General features: G+C 55.0%; 18 protein-coding genes and 3 tRNA genes. 16 read left to right on the top strand and 5 right to left on the bottom strand.

The window, feature by feature from the left end; genetic code table 11:
• The first annotated feature begins 277 nt into the window (after positions 1–277).
• The 9 genes from uvrY (at position 278) to EDF75_RS08775 (ending at position 6,461) form a co-directional block, all read left to right on the top strand.
• On the top strand, positions 278–934 hold the full coding sequence (gene uvrY, locus EDF75_RS08815; RefSeq protein ID WP_133598581.1) for a UvrY/SirA/GacA family response regulator transcription factor: 657 nt from the start codon (positions 278–280) through the stop codon (positions 932–934).
• A complete protein-coding gene (gene uvrC, locus EDF75_RS08810; protein WP_133598579.1) occupies positions 931–2,763 on the top strand; it encodes an excinuclease ABC subunit UvrC in 1,833 nt (610 codons plus the stop codon). Before uvrY ends, uvrC begins: the two co-directional genes overlap by 4 nt.
• A gap of 57 nt (positions 2,764–2,820) precedes the next feature.
• Positions 2,821–3,369 (top strand): CDP-diacylglycerol--glycerol-3-phosphate 3-phosphatidyltransferase, encoded by a 549-nt coding sequence (pgsA, locus tag EDF75_RS08805; protein ID WP_045859282.1) that lies wholly within the window; start codon positions 2,821–2,823, stop codon positions 3,367–3,369.
• 151 nt (positions 3,370–3,520) lie between these two features.
• A tRNA-Gly gene (locus EDF75_RS08800) sits at positions 3,521–3,596 on the top strand.
• 40 nt (positions 3,597–3,636) lie between these two features.
• A tRNA-Cys gene (locus tag EDF75_RS08795) sits at positions 3,637–3,710 on the top strand.
• 13 nt (positions 3,711–3,723) lie between these two features.
• Positions 3,724–3,809: transfer RNA gene (locus EDF75_RS08790), tRNA-Leu, on the top strand.
• A gap of 209 nt (positions 3,810–4,018) precedes the next feature.
• The gene (locus tag EDF75_RS08785) at positions 4,019–4,954 is read left to right on the top strand and encodes a metallophosphoesterase (protein WP_133598577.1); all 936 of its coding nucleotides are present in this window, start codon (positions 4,019–4,021) and stop codon (positions 4,952–4,954) included.
• Between the two features lie 176 nt (positions 4,955–5,130).
• Positions 5,131–5,706 carry a DUF805 domain-containing protein gene (locus EDF75_RS08780; protein WP_133598575.1) on the top strand — a complete coding sequence of 192 codons (576 nt, stop codon included), beginning with the start codon at positions 5,131–5,133 and terminating at the stop codon, positions 5,704–5,706.
• An 86-nt stretch (positions 5,707–5,792) separates the two neighbouring features.
• Positions 5,793–6,461 carry a YecA/YgfB family protein gene (locus tag EDF75_RS08775; protein ID WP_133598572.1) on the top strand — a complete coding sequence of 223 codons (669 nt, stop codon included), beginning with the start codon at positions 5,793–5,795 and terminating at the stop codon, positions 6,459–6,461.
• 29 nt (positions 6,462–6,490) lie between these two features.
• On the opposite strand, the gene tyrP is transcribed toward EDF75_RS08775, so the two are convergent.
• Positions 6,491–7,702 (bottom strand): tyrosine transporter TyrP, encoded by a 1,212-nt coding sequence (gene tyrP, locus EDF75_RS08770; protein ID WP_133598570.1) that lies wholly within the window; start codon positions 7,700–7,702, stop codon positions 6,491–6,493.
• Between the two features lie 192 nt (positions 7,703–7,894).
• On the opposite strand from tyrP, the gene EDF75_RS08765 reads away from it, so the two are divergent.
• Positions 7,895–8,134, top strand: coding sequence for a YecH family metal-binding protein (locus EDF75_RS08765; RefSeq protein ID WP_041146266.1), 240 nt, complete (start codon positions 7,895–7,897; stop codon positions 8,132–8,134).
• A 36-nt stretch (positions 8,135–8,170) separates the two neighbouring features.
• Here EDF75_RS08765 and ftnA read toward each other — a convergent pair whose 3' ends face one another.
• Positions 8,171–8,668 (bottom strand): non-heme ferritin, encoded by a 498-nt coding sequence (gene ftnA, locus EDF75_RS08760; RefSeq protein WP_045859271.1) that lies wholly within the window; start codon positions 8,666–8,668, stop codon positions 8,171–8,173.
• Between the two features lie 435 nt (positions 8,669–9,103).
• On the opposite strand from ftnA, the gene EDF75_RS08755 reads away from it, so the two are divergent.
• Positions 9,104–9,742: an RpiB/LacA/LacB family sugar-phosphate isomerase gene (locus tag EDF75_RS08755; protein WP_133598568.1), complete on the top strand. Its 639-nt coding sequence runs from the start codon at positions 9,104–9,106 to the stop codon at positions 9,740–9,742.
• Between the two features lie 38 nt (positions 9,743–9,780).
• Here EDF75_RS08755 and EDF75_RS08750 read toward each other — a convergent pair whose 3' ends face one another.
• Positions 9,781–11,202 carry an MFS transporter gene (locus EDF75_RS08750; RefSeq protein WP_133598566.1) on the bottom strand — a complete coding sequence of 474 codons (1,422 nt, stop codon included), beginning with the start codon at positions 11,200–11,202 and terminating at the stop codon, positions 9,781–9,783.
• A 198-nt stretch (positions 11,203–11,400) separates the two neighbouring features.
• On the opposite strand from EDF75_RS08750, the gene azuC reads away from it, so the two are divergent.
• Together azuC and EDF75_RS08740 are read left to right on the top strand one after the other, a co-directional pair.
• Positions 11,401–11,484 (top strand): stress response protein AzuC, encoded by an 84-nt coding sequence (gene azuC / locus EDF75_RS08745; RefSeq protein ID WP_113771133.1) that lies wholly within the window; start codon positions 11,401–11,403, stop codon positions 11,482–11,484.
• 79 nt (positions 11,485–11,563) lie between these two features.
• Positions 11,564–11,815, top strand: coding sequence for a DUF2766 family protein (locus EDF75_RS08740; protein WP_041146262.1), 252 nt, complete (start codon positions 11,564–11,566; stop codon positions 11,813–11,815).
• 38 nt (positions 11,816–11,853) lie between these two features.
• Here the strand turns inward: EDF75_RS08740 and EDF75_RS08735 are convergent, their stop codons facing one another.
• On the bottom strand, positions 11,854–13,371 hold the full coding sequence (locus tag EDF75_RS08735; RefSeq protein ID WP_166646164.1) for an MFS transporter: 1,518 nt from the start codon (positions 13,369–13,371) through the stop codon (positions 11,854–11,856).
• A 437-nt stretch (positions 13,372–13,808) separates the two neighbouring features.
• Positions 13,809–14,312, bottom strand: coding sequence for a non-heme ferritin-like protein (locus tag EDF75_RS08730; protein WP_133598562.1), 504 nt, complete (start codon positions 14,310–14,312; stop codon positions 13,809–13,811).
• Positions 14,313–15,232: 920 nt separating this feature from the next.
• On the opposite strand from EDF75_RS08730, the gene EDF75_RS08725 reads away from it, so the two are divergent.
• The 3 genes from EDF75_RS08725 to araH are packed head-to-tail and all read left to right on the top strand — an operon-like array spanning position 15,233 to position 18,784.
• Positions 15,233–16,213 carry an arabinose ABC transporter substrate-binding protein gene (locus tag EDF75_RS08725; protein WP_133598560.1) on the top strand — a complete coding sequence of 327 codons (981 nt, stop codon included), beginning with the start codon at positions 15,233–15,235 and terminating at the stop codon, positions 16,211–16,213.
• A 60-nt stretch (positions 16,214–16,273) separates the two neighbouring features.
• The gene (araG, locus tag EDF75_RS08720; RefSeq protein ID WP_133598558.1) at positions 16,274–17,788 is read left to right on the top strand and encodes an L-arabinose ABC transporter ATP-binding protein AraG; all 1,515 of its coding nucleotides are present in this window, start codon (positions 16,274–16,276) and stop codon (positions 17,786–17,788) included.
• 15 nt (positions 17,789–17,803) lie between these two features.
• Complete coding sequence (gene araH / locus EDF75_RS08715) at positions 17,804–18,784, top strand: L-arabinose ABC transporter permease AraH (protein ID WP_133599420.1); 981 nt, start codon at positions 17,804–17,806, stop codon at positions 18,782–18,784.
• Positions 18,785–18,808 lie beyond the last annotated feature (24 nt).

The raw sequence follows: 18,808 nt of genomic DNA, 5'->3' as shown, positions 1-18,808 counted from the left end.
TTTTAGAGTTAATTATTGTTACATATTTTCTTTCGTATTTTATCAACTACGTATTGTGTTATGTTTATTACGTTTTCTGTATGACGAATGTTAAAAATACCACCTTATACAACTCTCTGTTATGTATGGGTTTCCACCATGTGTGCAAACAACTTGCCATAAAGGACAGATAAATCCTCTGAAGAACACTTTTGGCTTTTAAAATTACGCCAAAACCCGGTAATATGGGTTCGATAAACTATCCGTTGTGTTATCCCTAATTCTGGAGATTATTCCTTTGATCAACGTCCTTCTTGTTGATGACCACGAACTGGTGCGCGCAGGGATACGACGCATTCTGGAAGATATAAAAGGGATTAACGTCGTGGGCGAATGTTGCTGCGGCGAGGATGCCGTTAAATGGTGTCGGGCGAATCCCGTTGACGTTGTCCTGATGGACATGAATATGCCCGGGATCGGCGGTCTTGAGGCAACGCGTAAAATTGCGCGAGCCATTGTCGATACCAAAGTCATTATGCTCACCGTTCATACTGAAAACCCGCTGCCGGCGAGGGTGATGCAGGCAGGCGCTGCGGGCTACCTGAGCAAAGGCGCCGCGCCGCAGGAAGTGGTCAATGCGATTCGCTGCGTGGCATCAGGTCAGCGCTATATCGCTTCGGATATCGCCCAGCAGATGGCGCTCAGCCAGATCGAGCCGGAAAAAACGGAATCGCCGTTTGCCAGTTTGTCTGAACGAGAATTGCAGATTATGCTGATGATCACTAAAGGTCAGAAGGTCAATGAGATCTCAGAGCAGCTGAATCTGAGCCCCAAGACGGTGAACAGCTATCGCTATCGGATGTTCAGTAAATTAAACATCCACGGTGACGTTGAGCTGACCCACCTGGCAATCCGCCATGGCCTGTGTAATGCGGAGTCGTTAGCAAGTCTGTGAGTGATGTTTTTGATGCCAAAGCTTTCCTGAAGACAGTAACCAGCCAGCCGGGCGTCTATCGGATGTACGATGCTGGCGGTACCGTTATCTACGTTGGTAAAGCAAAAGATCTGAAAAAGCGGCTAAGCAGCTATTTTCGCAGCAACCTGGCTTCGCGTAAAACCGAAGCCCTGGTGGCGCTGATAGCGCAAATAGACGTGACGGTAACCCATACCGAAACGGAAGCCCTGCTGCTTGAACATAACTATATCAAGCTGTATCAGCCGCGCTACAACGTGCTGCTGCGTGATGACAAATCCTACCCCTTTATTTTTCTCAGCGCCGATACCCATCCGCGGCTGGCGACCCATCGCGGCGCTAAGCACGCTAAAGGGGAATATTTCGGTCCTTTCCCGAACGGCTATGCGGTTCGCGAAACCTTAGCGCTGCTGCAAAAAATCTTTCCCGTTCGCCAGTGTGAAAATAGCGTCTATCGCAACCGCTCGCGTCCGTGCCTGCAGTATCAGATTGGCCGCTGTCTGGGCCCCTGCGTAGCGGGGCTGGTTAGCGAAGAGGAGTATGCCCAGCAGGTTGAATACGTGCGGCTGTTCCTTGCCGGCAAAGACGATCAGGTTCTGACGCAGCTTATTGCCCGCATGGAGAAGGCCAGCCAGGCGCTGGAGTTTGAAGAGGCGGCGCGCATTCGCGATCAGATCCAGGCCGTGCGTCGGGTGACGGAGAAGCAGTTTGTCTCAAATAGTGGCGACGATCTGGACGTTATCGGCGTCGCCTTTGATTCGGGCATGGCCTGCGTTCACGTGCTGTTTATTCGCCAGGGGAAAGTGCTGGGTAGCCGCAGCTATTTCCCTAAGGTCCCCGGCGGTACCGAGCTCGGGGAAGTGGTGGAGACCTTCGTCGGTCAGTTCTATCTGCAGGGGAGCCAGATGCGCACCCTGCCGGGGGAGATTCTGCTCGACTTTAACCTTGGCGATAAAACCCTGCTCGCCGACTCGCTCTCAGAGCTGGCGGGGCGGCGCGTGAATGTGCAGACGAAACCCCGCGGCGATCGCGCGCGCTATCTTAAGCTGGCGCGCACCAATGCCGCGACGGCGCTGACGACCAAACTGTCCCAGCAGTCCACCATCCATCAGCGCCTGCAGGCGCTGGCGACGCTGCTCAGGCTGCCGGCGGTGAAGCGCATGGAGTGCTTTGATATCAGCCACACGATGGGCGAACAGACCGTCGCTTCGTGCGTGGTGTTTGACAGCAACGGGCCGCTGCGCGCCGAGTATCGCCGCTACAATATTACCGGGATCACGCCGGGGGATGACTATGCGGCGATGAATCAGGTTCTGCGTCGGCGCTACGGTAAAGCTATCGAAGAGAACAAGATCCCTGACGTTATCCTGATAGATGGCGGTAAAGGGCAGCTTGGGCAGGCGAAAAGCGTGTTTGCCGAGCTGGACGTGGCCTGGGATAAACATCATCCTCTATTATTAGGGGTAGCAAAAGGTAGCGATCGTAAGGCGGGCCTGGAAACGCTATTCTTTGAGCCCGAGGGCGAAGGTTTTAGCCTGCCGCCGGACTCTCCCGCGCTGCACGTCATTCAGCATATCCGCGATGAGTCGCACGATCATGCCATCGCCGGGCATCGTAAAAAGCGGGCAAAAGTGAAAAGTACCAGCACGCTGGAGACTATCGAAGGAGTAGGGCCAAAGCGTCGGCAGATGCTGCTGAAGTATATGGGCGGTCTGCAGGGGCTACAGAAAGCCAGCGTCGAAGAGATAGCCAAAGTACCGGGTATATCTCACGGTCTGGCAGAAAAGATCTTCTACTCGTTGAAACATTAGGGGCTCTGTAGCAACATAGGGCTAATTTTTACTTCTAACAGATAGTTACCCGTCACTATGCAATTTAATATCCCTACATTGCTTACTCTGTTTCGCGTCATCCTGATACCGTTCTTTGTGCTGGCGTTTTACCTTCCCGTGGTATGGGCACCGTTTGCCTGTGCGCTGATCTTCTTTGTCGCCGCGGTAACCGACTGGTTTGATGGTTATCTGGCGCGCCGCTGGAATCAGAGCACCCGTTTTGGCGCGTTTCTCGACCCGGTAGCGGATAAGGTTATGGTGGCAATTGCGATGGTGCTGGTTGCCGAGCATTACCACACCTGGTGGGTCACTCTGCCGGCGGCGACGATGATCGCCCGTGAAATCATTATCTCTGCGCTGCGCGAATGGATGGCCGAGCTGGGTAAACGCAGCAGCGTAGCGGTTTCCTGGATCGGTAAAGTCAAAACGACGGCGCAGATGACGGCGCTGGTGTGGATGCTGTGGCGGCCAAATGAGTGGGTTGAAGGGGCTGGGATCGCGCTGTTCCTCGTTGCGGCGGTGCTGACTCTGTGGTCGATGCTGCAATATTTGAACGCGGCGCGCGGCGATTTGCTTGATCAGTGATCGTTTCGGCGTAATTTTCAGCAAACGACGCAAGGTTTTAAAAAATATCGTTGACTCATTGCGCCAGGTAAGTAGAATGCAACGCATCGAACGGCAGCACGGCTTGCCAGACGATAACAAAATCAAGTGATTAGCAAATTAGCTTGATAATGCGGGAATAGCTCAGTTGGTAGAGCACGACCTTGCCAAGGTCGGGGTCGCGAGTTCGAGTCTCGTTTCCCGCTCCAGTTTAAAAGCATCGGCAGTTGCGGGTGTTGCAGCATTAAAGGCGCGTTAGCAAAGCGGTTATGTAGCGGATTGCAAATCCGTCTAGTCCGGTTCGACTCCGGAACGCGCCTCCAATTTACATCCCGAGCCCGGATGGTGGAATCGGTAGACACAAGGGATTTAAAATCCCTCGGCCATAGGCTGTACGAGTTCAAGTCTCGTTCCGGGTACCATTGGGATAAAAGCAGAATAATCAAAGCAATAAGCAGTGTCGTGAAACCACCTACGGGTGGTTTTTTTGTGCCTGCAGCTCGCCATTCATAATATCACCTCATCATATTATCCTGCCCTTCAGCCGATTCCCTCGTTGCGCGAGGCTTCGCCCGGCAACCCTGTTACTATCCGTAAGGCCGCATCCACTACAAAAGCACAAGGAATTCTGATGCCCGCTTCAGGCCAGACTAAGAGCCGCAAAATATTTATTGGTGATATTCATGGCCAGTACGGCAAGCTTTCCGCCCTGCTGGCTCATTTGCGATCCCGGGAAGATCTGCATCGCAGCCTGCTGATTTTTGTCGGCGATCTTATTGATAATCAGCCGGGGAGCCACATCGACCATCCGTCGGTGCTGGAGCAGGTGAGGAGAGAGGTTGCCGAGGGTCGCGCCATTTGCCTGATGGGCAATCACGAATTTAACGCCGTTGGCTGGCTGATGCGCCATCCGCAGACGGCTCAGCCCCTGCGTCCGCATACGGCCAATAACCGCCGTCAGCATCAGGCCTTCCTCAACGACGTCACGGAAGACAGCGCTCAGCACCTGCTGTGGGTCGAGTGGTTTAAAACCCTGCCGCTGTTCGTTGATTTTGGCGATGTCCGCGCGGTGCACGCGTGCTGGGACGAGAACGCTATTGCCCGGCTTCGCCCGTGGCTCGACGAAGAAAACCGGCTGAAGCCGGAGAGTTGGGTACACGCCTTCGATAAACAGCACGTCCTGTTCCACCTGCTGGAGACGATACTCAAGGGGCCAGAGCTGGCGCTGCCTGCGGGCTACAGCTTCGAGGATAAAACCGGGATCGAGCGGCGCCATATTCGCATCCGCTGGTGGCTTAACGAGGCCACAACCTACCGGCAGGTTGCCCAGGTTCAGCCCGAGATGGTTAGCAGCATCCCGGATATCGCGCTGGGAAAAAGCGCTTACGTTTTGCCCGAGGTTCCGGTTGTCGTTGGGCACTATACCCTATCTGGCGAACCGGCGGCGCTGAGCGAGCGGGTAGTGTGCGTTGACTATAATGCGGCAAAAGCGAACCATCCGCTGCGGGCGTGGATCTATGACGCCGGTCAGACGGAAGTGGCAAACGGACGCTTCGTCAGCGTATGAGGCTGGTTTGCCGCATTATCGTCATGGCGCCTGGCGGTCAAGCCCTCAGTTTTCTCCGGCACATTTCGGGAAAACTGCGGTAAAATAGCGCTCCGGCGCGCGCCTGCGGCCGGATAAACCGCCTTTGGGACAATATGCCGTCACGGCAATAATAATTATTTTTAATGAGGGATCTTATGGCCACGTTGCTTGAAAGCTACGGTAACTGTTTTCGCAAATATGCCACCTTTCGCGGCCGCTCGGCGCGCAAAGAGTACGCCGTATTTACCGTCGCTAACTTTGTGCTGTCCGCGGTACTGGGGCTGATCCCGGTTATCGGCGGGCTGTTTAGCCTGATTATTATTATTCCTGGTATCGCGGTGGCGGTACGACGCCTGCACGATCTGAACAAATCCGGCTGGTGGCTGCTGGCGCCTTTCCTGATCCTGATTATCGGCCTGATTGGCGTTGCCGGCACCGTTGAAGAAGGCGGAGCGGCAGCATGGGTATGGCTGATGGTCGCTGGCGGAATCATGTCGCTGGTGATGTCCATCTGGCTGCTGTTTGCCCGAGGAACCGACGGGTCTAACCGCTTTGGCGACGTTCAGCAGGATAACGACGGCAGCGCACCTCCCGGCGCGCAGAGCGCCCCGGTTTCTTCCGCCGAAGATGTCAGAGCGCGCCTGGCCCAGGCAACAAAGATGCGCGATGACGGTACGATCAGCGAAAGTGAATATGAAACCATGCGCTCGAGCATTATTAAGGATATTTAACCCGCGCAGAATGCCCGCGCCGGGTGGTTTTCTCCCGGCATTTCCGCTACTGTATGCGCCATTTTTCTAAGACGACGAGCCTGTTTATGAAAACCGGACCCCTGAACGAAAGCGAACTTGAATGGCTGGACGATATCCTGTCGAAATACGCCACCGACGGCGCCATCCTTGATGTCTCCGAGCTTGATGGCCTGCTGACGGCGATCCTCTCCGGGCCAGCCGAGATTGAACCCGCCCAGTGGCTGCTGGCTATCTGGGGCGGTGCCGGCAACGTACCGCGCTGGGCCAACGATCGCGAGCGTGACCGCTTCGTTAACCTCACCCTGCAGCATATGAGCGATGTTGCCGAGCGCCTGGACGACTATCCGGAGCAGTTCGAGCCGCTGTTCGGCACGCGGGAAGAGGAAGGCCAGGAGCTGACTATCGTTGGCGAGTGGTGCTTTGGCTATATGCGCGGCGTCGGCCTGGGCAACTGGCCCGCTTTACCTGCGGAGCTGCAGGCCGAGCTGGATATCATCGCTTTGCACGGGACGGAAGCGCAGTTCCCGGCGGTTGAAGCGCTCTCTGTCGATGATTTTCTCGCCAGCGTAGAGCGTATTAAACCCGCGGCGCTGGCGCTTTATCAATACTGGACGGAGCATGCGCAGCCGGCAGAGGTGCCGCAGCCGATCAGAAATGATGCCAAAGTTGGACGGAACGATCCCTGCCCGTGCGGCAGCGGTAAGAAATATAAGCAGTGCTGCTTAGCGAAATAAAATAAGGGGCCGACAGGCCCCTTACTCTTTTATCCGACGGCAGGCAAAACGCCGATCGCGATACAAACCTGAATCAACACGATAGCGATACCGCACAGCAGGACCAGCCACAGCGCCGGCGTTCCGCCGATAACCCGCCACGTCGCGTGCGGATGCTGCTGACGACTCTTCATGACCAGCAGCGCAGGCAGCATCAGCGCCAGCACGGCGAGGGCAACGCCCGCATAGCCCAGCGCCATTACGAAGCCGCGAGGGTAGAACAGCGAGAAGGCCAGCGGCGGTACAAAGGTGATGACGCCGCTTTGCACGCGCCCGCCCGGCGTATTTTTACGCTGAAACAGGTCGGCCAGATAATCAAATAACCCCAACGCGACGCCGAGGAACGACGTGGCCAGCGCCAGATCGGCAAACAGATGCACCGCCAGCTCAACGTGCGGTGAGGCGACGACTTCTCTGATAGCCTCCAGCAGGCCGTTCAGCCCTGCATGCTGTCCCAGAAGGGCGGCAAAGGTTGGAGAGCTAATGCTGCCCAGCGTCGCCAGCTGCCAGAAAATATAGGCCACCAGTGGGATAAAGCTGCCGATGATAAACACCCGCCGCAGCTTACGAATATCGCCGTTAAGGTAGCTGACGATGCTCGGCACGCTGCCGTGAAAACCAAAAGAGGTAAAGATAACCGGGATCGCCGAGAGCGCCAGCCCCTGCTGAAGCGGTAGGGTCAGCAGGTTTATCTGATGAATGTGCGGCAGCAGCAGGGCCAGCATAATGGCGAGAAAAATAATCTTGGCGCTGAATAAAAAGCGGTTGAACAGATCGACCAGCGAGGTCCCGAGGCAAACCACCGCTCCGCCAATGCCGGTAAACAGCAGCACCCCGCCCGCCGGCGGAAGGTTCCACTGCAGCCACTGGTTCAGGCTGGAGGCCAACAGCTCTCCCGCACCGCTGATGTAGGCGGCGGTCAGGGCGTACATCAGGAACAGCATGCAAAAACCGGTGATCCACTGCCCGTAGCGCCCGAGGTAGCGGGCGGCGAGCGAGCCCAGCCCCATATCCGCCGGGACGTGCTGGTAGACCTCCAGCAGCAGCAGCGCGGTATAGCACATCAAAGCCCACAGGGCGATCAGCAGCCCGAGCGTGACGCCGAAGCCGACCCCAGCGGATGCCAGAGGCATTGCCAGCATCCCTGCGCCAATAGTGGTCCCTGCCACGATTAAAATACTACCTAGAGTGCGGTTCTTCACGTTTCTCTCTATCCATGAAGGAATTAACAATAAAATATGTCGCGCAGAGTATGTGAAATCAGCAGATTCGTCAAATGAGGGTTACAGCTCTTGTCAGTAAAACTTTACAGTCCGGGAGCCGCGCTAATGCTGCGCTGGCGCAAAGCCTGAAACCATAAGGTGGTTTATCGTGGATGCTTTACAGGAGGAGTTATGCAATCTATTCACGGTCATGAAGTACTGCAGATGATGATCGCTTCGGGCGAACCCTACAGCGTTGCCAGCCTGGAAGCGGCGATAGTCGCTCGCTTTGGCGACGAGGCCCGTTTTCACACCTGTTCGGCGGAAAACCTCACCGCTGGGGAGCTGGTGATATTTCTACAGAAGAAGGGCAAGTTTATTGCCGCAGACGCCGGGTTTAATACCAGCGAAAGTAAAATCTGCCAACATTAGCGGGGCGACAATGCCGAAGCATCGTCGCCGGCATAATTATTTCTGCGTATCGAGCGTTGCCAGATCTTTATCAATAAAGTACAGACCTTCACCGCTTTTACCGGCGAGGGTCAGTTTATCAATAACGGATTTAAACAGTTTCTCTTCTTCGTGCTGCTCGGCAACATACCACTGCAGGAAATTAAAGGTCGGATAGTCCTGTGCAGACATCGCGGCGTGGGCCAGGGCGTTAATTTGCTGCGTAATCAGCTGCTCGTGTTCGTAGGTAACGCGGAACAGCTCATCCAGCGATGCGTACTCGGCAAACGGCGAGGCAATGGCGTTGATGCAAGGCAGGCTGCCGGTGTCGGTGAGGTAGTCGAACAGGCGCTGCATATGGGTCATCTCTTCCTGAGCGTGACGACGAAGAAACGCCGCCGCACCTTCGAAGCTATGGTAGCTGCACCATGCGCTCATTTGCTGATAAAGCAAAGAGGAATAGAGTTCAAGGTTCATCTGTTCATTGAGCTTATCGATCATTTCTGTTTTCAGCATAGCGCGTGCTCCGAAAATATAGGTAATTAAGATTATTGTGCTCTCACTATAATTTGTTATTTATTTATTTGCAAAAAGTAAATTAAAAACTTTATTTATTAAAAATGCAAATGGGAATAAAACGCATTGGCAATTTAATAATTAATGAGAATGGTTTTAATTGATATTTAATAAATAGCGCCGGGTCAGCTCAATATGTGCAACCGAATGACGAGCGGCTGAGGGCCTCGCGCGGGTTTTGCCGATCGGGGAGCGGCAGGGAAGCGGAGGCGCAAAGAGCGGGGGACGGGGTTGGATGGCAAAAGTGTGAAGCGCTACGTAATTTATAAAACAACTTTTCATAAAATTTGAAAGTGCGTTTGTTAAGTAGTAATGTCATACCAACGTTAACGACCTATCGCGGAAGTACCCGCAAAGCATTCAGGAGAGTAAAGCATGAAAATTGCACTGATGATGGAAAACAGCCAGGCAAACAAAAATGCCATCATCCTCAACGAGCTCAACGCCGTTGCCGACGAGAAAGGCTTCCCGGTTTACAACGTGGGTATGAGCGATGAGCACGATCATCACCTGACCTATATTCATCTGGGCATCATGGCCAGCATTCTGCTGAATTCCAAAGCGGTGGACTTCGTGGTCACCGGCTGCGGCACCGGCCAGGGCGCACTGATGTCTTTGAATATCCATCCGGGCGTGGTGTGCGGCTACTGTATCGATCCTGCCGACGCTTTCCTGTTTGCCCAGATCAACAACGGCAACGCGCTCTCTCTGCCGTTTGCGAAAGGTTTCGGCTGGGGCGCAGAGCTGAACGTGCGCTTTATTTTCGAAAAAGCGTTCACCGGCCGTAACGGGGAAGGCTATCCGCCGGAGCGTAAAGAGCCGCAGGTGCGCAATGCCGGTATTCTGAATACGGTGAAAGCGGCGGTGGTGAAAGAGAATTACCTCGACACGCTGCGCGCTATCGACCCGGAACTGGTTAAAACCGCCGTCTCAGGTCCGCGCTTCCAGCAGTGCTTCTTCGAGAATTGCCAGGACAAAGAGATCGAAACGTTCGTTCGCCACATTGTCGGTTAATCCTCGACAAGGCCAGCCGCGGCTGGCCTTGCTTTCGCTTACGTTTTCTTGTTCGACACGCTGCTTCCGGCATCCGCCGTCAGCTTCAGGCTATCCACCATTCCCACCAGACAAATCAGCGCAATAAACACAAACGAGAGTCGAAAGCTGATGCCGGGCAGATTCGACAGGCTTAGCCATTCGCTCAGCTTTTCCCCGATACGAATACCTATCGCGCCAAGCGTTATCCCTAAACCAACCGCCAGCTGCGACGCGGTGCTGAACAGGGTGTTGGCGTAGCTCATCTGCGGGGAGGGCACATCGGCAAAGGCCAGCGTGCTGATGCCGGTGAACTGAATCGATCGGAAAACGCCGCCGAGGAACAGGATCAGCAGGATTAACCACACCGGCGTTTGCGGAGTCAAAAATGCGCAGGCCAGTAGCGACAGAACGTTGAGCGCGCCGTTAATCAGCAGCAGGCGGCGAAAGCCGAGCCAGCGGATAAGCGGCGTGGTGGCGGGTTTAATCGTGAAGTTACCGACGAACACGGCGAGCACCAGCAGCCCCGAGTGGAACGGATCCATGCCGAATCCCACCTGGAACAGCAGCGGCAGCAGGAAAGGCACGGCGCTGATGGAGGCGCGAAACAGCGAGCCGCCGTACATGGTGACCCTGAATGTGGGGACCCGCAGCGCATCGAGGCGCACCATGGGCCAGGCGGCGCGGCGGAAGTGGCGCAGCGAGAACAGCATGCAGCCGATCCCAAGCCCCAGCAGCGCCAGGGTTTGCCAGCCCTCGGGCCGGTTGTCGCCGAGGATCTCCATGGCGCTGACCAGGCTGACCATGGCAACAGAGGTGGCCAGGAAGCCGGGAAGGTCGAACGGGCGCCGCTCCTCCTCGCGAATATCGGGAATAATGCGCAGCGACAGCGCCATCGCCGCGAGACCCAGCGGGACGTTAATAAAGAAAATCCAGTGCCAGCTGGCGTAGCTGGTAATAAAGCCGCCCAGCGGCGGGCCAATAATCGGCGCCACCAGCGCGGGCCAGGTCAGCGTCGCAATGGCCTTAATCAGCTGGTGCTTGGGGGTGGTACGCAGCACCGCCAGCCGGCCGACCGGGACCATCAACGCGCCGCCCATTCCCTGCAGAATACGCATGGCGACGAAGGTATCGACGCTGGTGGAAAGGCCGCAAAACACCGAGGCAAGGGTAAAAATCGCCAGCGCGAGGGTGAAGACCCTGCGCGCGCCGAAGCGATCGGCTATCCAGCCGCTGGCCGGGATCAACACCGCCAGCGTAATCAGGTAGGCGCTGATCCCGATATTGAGATCCACCGCCGCCACGCCAAAATCTTTCGCCATGTCCGGTAGCGCGGTGGCGATCACCGTTCCGTCGAGAAACTCCATGAAAAAGGCCCCGGCGACCAGCAGCGCTGGCGCCGAGAACGCCCGGTCTTCCCGGGCGGAGATGTTTGTCGTCATTATGTTGTTGCCATAGCATGCTGAGATCGTGAGCAGGAGAGGGGGAAGGCTCCGGCTCCGCTCGTTTTTTGTTAAATTTAAAATTCAGTCTGCAATTATTTTTGTGATTTGGCGCACATTTAAATTGATTTTTGTGATGGCGGTCATATTATAGTCGAGCGAGCATTAACACCTGCATAACAAAAACGGAGTGACGTCATGAAGCTGCGCAAGATTCTGAAAAGCATTTTTGACACCTACTGCAAGACCTTCAAAGATGTGCCGCCAGCCGGCATGTTCTGATAAAAAAACCTGCTGCGGCAGGTTTTTTTATCTCAGCAGATTTAGGGTACTATTACGCTCCTGCAAAAAGGAGCAAAAAATGTCTCAACACCTTACCGAACAAGACGAGCTGGTTTCCGACGTGGTTGCCTGTCAGCTGGTTATCAAACAGATCCTCGATGTCATTGACGTTATCGCCCCTGTAGAGGTCCGCGAAAAGATGGCGACTCAGCTTAAAGCGATTGATTTTTCAAGCCATCCTTCATCGTCCGACCCGGTTACGATGCGTGCGGTGCAAAAAGCGATTGCCCTGATTGAGCTGAAGTTCACCCCGCAAAGCGAAGCCCACTAATTGGTTTTACCCCGCCACGCGTGGTGGCGGGGTGTCCATCAGGCCTGGTGGGAGACTGCGGAACGGGCCGGGGTCGCCTCTTCACTCCTAAACAGCTTGCTGTTACCCCAGCACTCTTCGTAGCGATGGCCGACGAGATCCTCAACGACAACCCGTACCTCCGGCGCGATATCGCCGATTTTGCCTCCTGCTTTAATCCGTGCAACCTCCTGTAAGACCACCATATGGGCTTTGCGATCCAGCTTCATCTGCTTGCTGAATACGATCGCGGCCAGAGCCAGCAGCACCACTCCGCTACAGAACACCACGGCAATCGCCGTAACCGCGCTTTCCGGCTGGGCGTGCGCCTTCGACTGGAAGCCGTAGAAGCTGAGAATAGCTCCCATGGTGAAGACGATGATAGAGCGCAGTATTTTCCCGGAGAAGGTCATGGCGCCGGCATAAATTCCCTCGCGACGGCGGCCGGTGTAAATCTCATCTACATCGGCAAGGAAGGTATAAACGGTCCATGGGATGTAGTACACGCCGCCGGTTCCGAGGCCAAACAGGACGGTGATCCCGAACATCAGCACGGTAGCGAGGTGCGCCGGAAGATGGAAAAACCACAGCGAGGTGTAGAGCAGTACCGAGAAAATAACCACGCTCAGCGCGAGGATATAGGGCTTGCTGAAGCCTTTTTTCACGCACAGTCCGATGAACAGCGCGGTAGAGACCAGCTGCAGAATCGAGTTCAGGCTGTTCAGCCCGGCAACCATCGCCGGATCGTGCTGCAGAACGAAGATAACAAAATAGGTAAAGATGGAGGCAAACAGCCATTCCGCGCCAAAACCACACAGGTACATGCCGAGATGCTTGCGGAAGACGCGTAAATAAAAAGTCGAACGCATATCTTTAGCCAGCAGCAGCAGCGTATTGAGCAGCCCTCTCTTCTCGCTGACGCTGCTCTCCTCTTCCCGCGGACGCTCCCAGCTGCAGTACCACAGGCAGGAGATAGCGACGATCAGAATGATGCCGTAGGTCAGGCCGGTCAGGAAGAACGGGGTGGCGGAATCCTTGCCGTACAGCAGGATGAACTGGCCCGGAATAAAGGCCGCGAGGAAGTTTGCCAGCTTGCCAAAAATGGCTTTATAACCGGTGAGCTTAGAACGTAATGAGAAATCGTCGGTCATTTCGGTGGCCAACGTTTCGTAAGGTACCATGATTGAGGTATAAATAATCTCGAAGATCACGTAGGTGCTGAGGTAGTACCAAAAGCCGAGACCCTCTACCCACAGCAGCGGGTAAAACATCATCAGCGGAATGCCGATGAGCAAAAAGAAGCGCCGCCGGCCAAAGCGTTTGCCGAGCCGGGTTTTACCGAAGTTATCCGTAAGATAGCCCATTAACGGGTTACTAATGGCGTCGATAATGCTGGCGATCGAGAAAATTAGCGAGGCCTCGATCAGCGTCAGCCCGCAAAATGTCGTATAAAAATAGAGTAACCAGGCGCCGCTGATTGCCAGCGCGCCGCTCCCCAGTAAGTTGCCGCCGCCGTAGGCGAGCTGATGGCGTAACAAAATCGGTCTTCCCTGCAGCCCTTGCGAGGCTGAAGCCGCGTATCTTGCCATTAATATAAACCTCTTGTTTTAAATTTTTGAAACAGCGTTTTTATATTATTAACTCACGGCTTAAAAAGTGATCCCCGTCACTAATCATCGGTCAGGCGATTTAGCTGCGCAGTAATGCGATCGGCTTAAAAGTTTTTAATGCTTTTTAGGAATAACAAACGGCTGCGAAGCGCCAAAATGCCGGGGCGGGGGAGCGTGCGGGCCATGCGGGAGGAGGCCTGAAACGATGCCGAAGGCTGGCCGCTGGGTTCTCAGACGGGACTGGCGATAGCAGAACGGAGCGGGAGGTGAATTATCGGGCACCTTTCATTAATAGCCTGAACGGTGCCCTATAGCGGTGGTTCCCTCTGACTTTAGCCAGCCTGAAGGCGTTTACCTAAGCCGGATTAATGGCGCTGCTGCGCCACCAGATCCATCAGGCGGCGGTCGGTTTGCTGCAGACAGATACCGGCTTTATCGGCGCTACGCACTTCATCGAGAACGGTTTGCAGGAGAATGCCGTCCTGCTGCTGCTCTTTCTCTAAGAGGGTCAAAAAGCGCCAGGTGGAATCATCGCTTTGCGCTTTAGCTTCTTCTGCCAGACCGGCGAGCAGGCTGCTGCGCTGTTCATAGTCGGCAAGAGTCTGGGTAAACAGATCTTCGAGGGAGCTGCACTCCTGATGATAGGTCCCTTCGGCCTTCACGATAGGCCACTCGCCGCCCTTTTTCATAAATTCGAATACCCGCATCATCAGCGTGACGCAGGACTGCGCCTGGGTGCGGAGAAACGTCGCGGTGCCGTTCAGGCGCTGCTGTGCACACCACTCGCTCAGATGCAGATACGAGTTCGACGCGCGGAACTCAAGATTCATCTGGTTATTCAGCTTTTGAGCCATTCCTGCAACTACCATAAAATATCCTTATTAATCTGGAAGGGGGTCTTCGCGGGTTAAGAGCTTTCGCCCCCAACAGCTTCATTACGAGACCTTCACACGAAAGTTTACTGGCGGAATAATATAATTCCGCGCTCTCCATGAGTGGCCAGAAATGATATTTCCGATATCCACAAATATAGAATACTCTCAGAATTTACTTAAGAAAACTCTTAACCGGAAGGATTTACGTTTAGTTACACCATCCGCTGATAGCAGGCTATTTATTAGCATATTTATTAAATTGAGTGTCATTTAAGGTGTTGATTATATTTGATTTTTATCGGATTATTCGTCAGTCTTATCAAACCCTTCAGTCATATTACGTAGTTGTATGATATTTACATGAGCAGCGCTTAATTAAAATAAACGCGTCGCATGTTTAACTGCGTCATGTAATTGTCACGGTTCTGCTGGCGCAACATTGCGCTGGATCATTTTTTAATTTTTATTGCTGAACACCGTGAAATAATATTTCAAGGCAATGACGATTGTGTCAATAAATCGTGATGTCGTGCGTAGCGCCTGATATCGCCGGGAGGAGGGGGCCGGGGGAGGGCAACCGCTGGCGTCGATTGCGGTTCCGCATGCCGGGCGCGCTGCGCTAAATGCGTCACAGGGATAACTCTGCTGGTGATATGGATAATACTGCTTATGACTGCACTAATTGTCTGACAATTAGCGCTTTTTTTATGTCATTTTTCGCTGAATTTATGCACTCAATTACTGTAATTCCGCGATGTGATAATGCTCTCGTATGGAGAATTGATTTCCGGCTATTACTATTTCAACAACGGCATCGTTGGATGAGATTTTTCTAATACCTTGTTTTAAGTCTGATAAAAATTTTTAGATCCGATATTTCCCTACATAAAAGCGAATTTAAGCTGGAGTTTACCATGCACAAATTTACTAAAGCGCTGGCGGCGATCGGTCTCGCTGCGGTTATGTCACAATCAGCTATGGCGGAAACGCTTAAGCTCGGTTTTCTGGTCAAGCAGCCGGAAGAGCCGTGGTTTCAAACTGAATGGAAATTTGCCGATAAGGCCGGTAAAGATTTAGGTTTTGAGGTTGTTAAAATCGCCGTACCGGACGGCGAAAAAACGCTTAACGCGATCGACAGCCTGGCCGCCAGCGGCGCGAAGGGGTTTGTTATTTGTACGCCGGATCCGAAGCTCGGGGCGGCGATTGTCGCCAAAGCTCGCGGCTATGACATGAAGGTCATCACCGTCGACGATCAGTTCGTTAACGCCAAAGGCAAGCCGATGGAGAGCGTTCCGCTGGTGATGATGGCGGCCAGCGAGATTGGCGCTCGTCAGGGCCAGGAGCTCTATAAGGAGATGCAAAAACGCGGCTGGGAGGTGAAGGATACCGGGGTGATGGCGATCACCGCCGATGAGCTCGATACCGCGCGTCGCCGCACCACCGGTTCGCTGGATGCCCTGAAAGCCGCCGGCTTCCCGGATAAACAGATCTACCGCGTGCCGACGAAATCCAACGATATCCCCGGCGCCTTCGATGCCGGCAACTCGATGCTGGTCCAGCACCCGCAGGTCAAACACTGGCTGATCGTCGGGATGAACGATAACACCGTCCTGGGCGGCGTTCGCGCTACCGAAGGGCAGGGCTTCAAGGCTCCGGATGTGATTGGTATCGGTATTAACGGCGTGGATGCGGTCAACGAGCTCTCCAAGGCGCAGGCCACCGGCTTCTACGGCTCTCTGCTGCCGAGCCCGGATATTCACGGCTACAAAACCAGCGAGATGCTCTACAACTGGGTAACCAAGGGCGTCGAACCGCCGAAATTCACGGCGGTCACCGACGTCGTGTTGATTACCCGCGATAACTTCAAAGAAGAGCTGGCGAAAAAAGGGCTGTAAGGCCTGCTAACCATGCCTCCCGCAGCCGCGGGAGGCTGAGCGCAGTAGAGCGGAGTCGTTATGCAACAGTCTACCCCTTATCTCTCATTTCGCGGCATCACCATGACTTTCCCGGGCGTTAAGGCGCTGTCCGATATTAGCTTTGACTGCTATGCCGGCCAGGTTCACGCCCTGATGGGAGAAAACGGCGCCGGAAAATCCACGCTGCTGAAGATCCTCAGCGGCAACTATATACCAACCGCGGGCAGCCTGGAGGTTCGCGGCCAGCAGATGGCGTTTAGCAACACCACCGAGGCGCTTAACGCCGGGATCGCCATTATTTACCAGGAGCTGCACCTGATACCGGAAATGACCGTCGCGGAAAATATCTACCTCGGCCAGCTTCCGCACAAATACGGCATGGTGGACCGCAAGCTTCTTAACTACGAAGCGCGGCTGCAGCTGGAGCATCTGGGGCTGGATATCGATCCGCAAACGCCGCTGAAGTACCTCTCCATCGGCCAATGGCAAATGGTGGAGATCGCCAAGGCGCTGACGCGCAACGCCAAGGTTATCGCTTTTGACGAACCGACCAGCTCCCTTTCCGCCCGTGAAATCGACAACCTGTTCCGGGTTATTCGCGAGCTGCGTGAGGAGGGGCGGGTCATTATTTACGTCTCGCACCGCATGGAGGAGATCTTTGCCCTGAGCGACGCGATCACCGTTTTCAAGGACGGCCGCTATGTGCGGACCTTCGACGATATGCAGACGGTGAACCACGATGCGCTGGTGCAGGCGATGGTGGGGCGCGATTTAGGGGACGTCTACGGCTGGAAGCCGCGCGAGTACGGCAGCGAGCGCCTGCGCCTGGAGCAGGTAAAAGCGCCGGGCGTAAGAACGCCGGTGAGCCTGGCGGTGCGCAGCGGAGAAATCGTCGGCCTCTTTGGCCTGGTGGGCGCCGGGCGCAGCGAGCTGCTGAAAGGTCTGTTTGGCGGAACCCGCATCACCGGCGGTCAGGTCTACATCGACGGGGAAGCCATCGATATTCGTAAACCGGCGCAGGCGATTCAGGCCGGGATGATGCTGTGTCCGGAGGATCGTAAAGCCGAAGGCATTATTCCGGTGCACTCGGTGCGCGACAATATCAACATCAGCGCCCGACGTAAGCATATTCACGCCGGCTGCCTGATCAACAACGGCTGGGAGGCGCAGAACGCCGACCGCCATATTCAGTCCCTTAATATTAAAACGCCGGGACCCGAGCAGCTGATTATGAACCTCTCCGGCGGTAATCAGCAGAAGGCGATTTTGGGGCGCTGGCTCTCCGAGGAGATGAAGGTGATCCTGCTCGATGAGCCGACCCGCGGGATAGACGTCGGCGCCAGGCATGAAATTTACAACGTCATCTACGCGCTGGCGGCATCCGGCGTGGCCGTCGTCTTTGCCTCCAGCGATTTACCCGAAGTGCTTGGCGTTGCGGACCGCATCGTCGTGATGCGCGAAGGGGAAGTGGCGGGTGAACTGCTGCATGAAGATGCGAATGAACAGCAGGCGTTAAGCCTTGCGATGCCAAAAGTGAGCCAGGCGGTCGCCTGAGTAAAGGAGTCAATGATGTCCTCTGTTACCACCTCAAATACCCGTCGATCCGCCTTCAGCTTTGCCCGTGTCTGGGATCAGTTTGGAATGCTGGTCGTCTTTGCCGTGCTGTTTATCGGCTGCGTGATTTTTGTGCCGAACTTTGCCTCTTTCATCAATATGAAAGGCCTCGGGCTGGCGATTTCGATGTCCGGCATGGTGGCCTGCGGGATGCTGTTTTGCCTGGCATCCGGCGATTTCGATCTCTCGATTGCGTCGGTTATCGCCTGCGCGGGCGTGACCACCGCGGTGGTTATCAACCTCACCGAAAGCATGTGGATCGGCATTGCCGCCGGCCTGCTGCTGGGGGCGTTAAGCGGCCTGGTCAACGGTTTTGTTATCGCCCGGCTGAAAATCAACGCCCTGATAACCACCCTGGCGACGATGCAGATTGTTCGCGGGCTGGCCTATATTATCTCCGATGGCAAAGCGGTGGGCATTGAAGATGAGCGCTTCTTCACCCTCGGCTACGCCAACTGGTTCGGCCTGCCGGCGCCTATTTGGCTGACCGTGGGCTGCCTGATAATCTTTGGTCTGCTGCTGAACAAAACCACCTTTGGCCGTAATACTCTGGCAATCGGTGGCAATGAAGAGGCCGCGCGTCTGGCAGGGGTGCCGGTCGTGCGCACCAGGATTATTATCTTCGTTATCTCCGGTCTGGTTTCTGCCGCGGCGGGGATTATTCTGGCATCGCGAATGACCAGCGGTCAGCCGATGACCTCGATTGGCTATGAGCTGATTGTGATCTCCGCCTGCGTGCTGGGCGGCGTGTCGCTAAAAGGGGGGATCGGCAAGATTTCGTACGTGATCGCCGGGATCCTGATCCTCGGCACCGTCGAGAATGCGATGAACCTGCTCAATATCTCGCCTTTCTCGCAGTATGTGGTGCGCGGCGTGATCCTGCTGGCGGCGGTTATCTTCGATCGTTACAAGCAGAAGGCAAAGCGTAGCGTGTAAATACTCCAACCTTTCAGTTTAATC

This window comes from Klebsiella sp. BIGb0149, from assembly GCF_004362605.1.
In the GTDB taxonomy this organism is placed as follows: domain Bacteria; phylum Pseudomonadota; class Gammaproteobacteria; order Enterobacterales; family Enterobacteriaceae; genus Klebsiella; species Klebsiella terrigena.
This window is presented reverse-complemented; position numbering and strand designations above follow the sequence as displayed.